3 protein-coding genes are annotated in these 3,750 nt (G+C 75.5%); 2 read left to right on the plus strand and 1 reads right to left on the minus strand.

Features of this window, described 5'->3' with window-relative positions; genetic code table 11:
• The coding region (locus ABZ914_RS48365) for an ROK family transcriptional regulator (protein ID WP_500201357.1) at positions 1–1,060 on the minus strand (1,060 nt) is incomplete at its 3' end.
• Between the two features lie 88 nt (positions 1,061–1,148).
• Here ABZ914_RS48365 and xylB point away from each other — a divergent pair.
• Positions 1,149–2,537, plus strand: coding sequence for a xylulokinase (xylB, locus tag ABZ914_RS48370; RefSeq protein WP_500201358.1), 1,389 nt, complete (start codon positions 1,149–1,151; stop codon positions 2,535–2,537).
• 11 nt (positions 2,538–2,548) lie between these two features.
• The gene (xylA, locus tag ABZ914_RS48375; RefSeq protein WP_500201359.1) at positions 2,549–3,706 is read left to right on the plus strand and encodes a xylose isomerase; all 1,158 of its coding nucleotides are present in this window, start codon (positions 2,549–2,551) and stop codon (positions 3,704–3,706) included.
• Positions 3,707–3,750: the final 44 nt, after the last annotated feature.

The following is a 3,750-nucleotide window of genomic DNA, read 5'->3' on the forward strand; positions in this document are numbered from 1 at the left end:
CTTCGAGCGGCGGCCGGATCCACGCGGCCAGCGGCGAGAAGACCCCGCCGAGGACGATCGCGTCCGGGTCGACGAGGTTGACGACGGAGGCGAGCGCGCCGCCGAGCGCGCGGCCCGCGCGGTCCACCGCGGCGAGCGCGGCGGCGTCGCCGCGGTTCAGCCGGTCGAGGAGCGCGTTGACCGAGCCGTCCGGGCCGGTGACCGTCCTCGCCTGCGGGATGCCGGCGGCGCGCAGCATCGCCTCCTGACCGGCGATCTGCTCCAGGCAGCCGCGCCCGCCGCACGAGCAGGGCGGGCCGGACGGGTCGGCGACCAGGTGGCCGAGCTCGCCGGCGAAGCCGTGCGCGCCGCGGAAGACCCGGCCGTCGACGACGATGCCGGCGCCGATCCCGATCTCGCCGGAGACGTGCACGAAGTCGCCGAGCCGCGCGCCGCCCCCGAACCACAGCTCGCCGAGCGCGGCGAGGTTCGCCTCGTTGTCGTACTCGGCGGGCAGCGGCGCCGGGCCGGTGGGCACGGCGACGGGGACGTCCGCCCAGCCGAGGTTCGGGGCGTGCCGGACGACGCCGTGCTCGCGGTCGAGCAGGCCGGGCAGCGCGACGGCGGCGCCGGCGACCGCGAGGCCCTGGCCCGCGACGGCGGCGACGGCCTCCGCGGCGAGCGCCGACAGCGCGGCGAGGACGTCGGCGGGGGGCCGGCCGCGGTTGTCGGCGCTGACCACGTGCCGGTACCGGACCTGCTTGCCGAGGTCGAGGACGCAGGCGGCGAGGTAGTCGACGTTCACCTCCAGGCCGAGCCCGGCGGCGCCGTCCCCGGCGATCGACACGCCGACGCCGGGCCGGCCGCGCTCCCCCTCGTGCACGGGCGCGCCGTCGCGGACGAGGCCCGCCCCCTCCAGCAGACCGACGAGGTTGGAGACGGTGGTCTTGGTGAAGCCGGTCAGCTCGGCGAGCCGGGCCCGGGTGACGGGCTGGTGCCGGGCGATGTGCTCCAGCACGACCGCGAGGTTGCGCCCGCGCATCGTCGCGTGCCGGACGGGGGCGTTCCCGGACTTCGTCATGAACCAACCCTAATTCAATCGGGTGCCTGGGCAGGGGCGATGTCATCTGCTACGTTAATTAGTCCAAACTCTTTACGAAAGAGGGCGCATGGCCGAGACCCTGGTGGCGGGCGTCGATTCGTCGACGCAGTCGACGAAGGTCGTGCTCTGCCGCGCCGGGGACGGCACCGTCGTCGCGCAGGCGTCGGCGCCCCACCCGGACGGCACCGAGTGCCATCCCCGGCACTGGTGGGACGCGCTGGCGCGGGTCCGCGAGGTGCTGGAGCGGGCCGACGCGGTCGCCGTCGCCGCGCAGCAGCACGGCATGGTCGCGGTCGACGGCGCCGGCGAGGTCGTGCGGCCCGCGCTGCTGTGGAACGACACCCGCTCCGCGCCGCAGGCGCGCGCGCTGGTCGCCGAGCACGGCGGGCCGAAGGCGTGGGCGGAGCGGACCGGCAGCGTGCCGCTCGCCTCGTTCACCGTCGGCAAGCTGCGCTGGATGGCCGAGCACGAGCCCGAGAACGCGCGCCGCACCGAGCGGGTGATGCTCCCGCACGACTGGCTGACCTGGCGGCTCGGCGCGAGCGAACCGGTCACCGACCGGGGCGACGCGTCCGGCACCGGCTACTGGTCCCCCGCCGCCGGCACCTACCAGCCCGACCTGCTGCGCGCCGCGCTCGGCCGCGACGCCGAGCCGCCCCGCGTCGCCGCCCCCGGCGTGGCGGTCGGCGAGACGTCCTGGGGCGCGGCGCTCGGCCCCGGCACCGGCGACAACATGGGCGCCGCGCTCGGCCTCGGGCTGGAGCCCGGCGACGTCGTGGTGTCGATCGGCACGTCCGGGACGGCGTTCGCGGTCGCCGACGCCCCCGCCGCCGACCCGTCCGGCCTGGTCGCCGGGTTCGCCGACGCGACCGGCCGGTTCCTGCCCCTCGTCTGCACGCTGAACGCCGCCCGGATCCTGTCGGCCGCCGCGTCCATGACCGGCGCGAGCCTGGCGGAGCTGTCGGCGCTCGCGCTCGCCGCCGAGCCGGGCGCGGGCGGCCTGACGCTGCTGCCGTACCTCGACGGCGAGCGCACCCCCGACCGTCCCGACGCCACCGGGGTGCTCGCCGGCCTCACCACGTCCAACGCCACCCGCGAGAACGTCGCGCGGGCCGCGGTCGAGGCGCTGCTGTGCTCCCTCGCCGACGCCGTCGGCCATCTCGCCGCCCAGGGCGTCGTGCCCCGCCGCACCCTGCTCATCGGCGGCGGCGCGCGGTCAGAGGCCGTCCGGGCACTGGCCCCCGCGATCCTGGGTACACCGGTCACCGTCCCGGAGCCCGCCGAATACGTCGCGCTCGGCGCCGCCCGCCAGGCGGCCTGGGCGCTCGCGGGCACGCCGGAGCCGCCGCGCTGGCCCGCGCCGCCCGCCACCGAGCACACCACCGACCGCGCGGCGGACGCGGAGCCGGTCCGCGCGCGCTACGCCGCGCTGCGCGACTCCGCCCCGCAGATCTGACAAGGAGACCCATGAGCGACTACACGCCCGTCCCGGAAGACCGGTTCTCGTTCGGCATCTGGACGGTCGGCTGGCAGGGCGTCGACGTGTTCGGCCCCGGCACCCGGCCGCCGATGCCCGCCGACCGCGCCGTCCGGAAGCTCGCGGAGATCGGCGCCTACGGCGTCAACTTCCACGACAACGACGTGTTCGACTTCGACGCCTCGCCCGCCGAGCGCCAGGAGAAGATCGACGCGTTCAAGAAGGCCCTGGACGAGACGGGCCTGGTCGTCACCACCGCGACGACCAACCTGTTCTCCCACCCGATCTTCAAGGACGGCGCGTTCACCGCCAACGACCGCGACGTCCGCCGGTTCGCGCTGCGCAAGGTCATGGACAACCTCGACCTCGCCGCCGAGCTGGGCGCGAAGACCTATGTGTGCTGGGGCGGCCGCGAGGGCGCCGAGTCGGGCGCCGCGAAGGACGTCCGCGCCGCCCTGGACCGTTACAAGGAGGCGTTCGACGTCCTCGGCGACTACGTCGCCGACCAGGGCTACGACCTGCGCTTCGCCATCGAGCCGAAGCCGAACGAGCCGCGCGGCGACATCCTGCTCCCCACCATCGGCCACGCCCTCGCCTTCATCCAGACCCTGGAGCGGTCCGAGAACGTCGGCCTCAACCCCGAGGTCGGGCACGAGGAGATGGCCGGCCTCAACTACGCGCACGGCCTCGCGCAGGCGCTGTGGCAGGGCAAGCTGTTCCACATCGACCTGAACGGCCAGCACGGCCCCCGCTACGACCAGGACCTGCGCTTCGGCGCGGGCAACGCGCGCGGCGCGTTCTGGGTCGTCGACCTCATCGAGAACAGCGACTACAGCGGCCCGGTCCACTTCGACTTCAAGCCGCCGCGCACCGAGGACGACGAGGGCGTCTGGGAGTCGGCGCGGGCCTGCATGCGCAACTGGCTGATCCTGCGCGAGAAGGCCCGCGCCTTCCGCGCCGACCCCGAGGTCCAGGACGCCCTGCGCGACGCGAAGCTCGACGAGCTGGCCGTCCCGACCCTCGCCGACGGCGAGGACTGGCGCTCCGTCCGCGACGCGTCCCCCGACATCGAGGCCCTCGCCACCCGCGGCGCCGCCTTCGAACGCCTCGACCAGCTGGCCCTGGAACACCTCTACGGCGTGAGGTAAAGCCCCACGGGCCCGTCCGTCGTGACGGGGGTTCCAGGGGGTCG

It is taken from the genome of Spirillospora sp. NPDC046719 (assembly GCF_040645715.1).
In the GTDB taxonomy this organism is placed as follows: Bacteria; Actinomycetota; Actinomycetes; order Streptosporangiales; family Streptosporangiaceae; genus Spirillospora.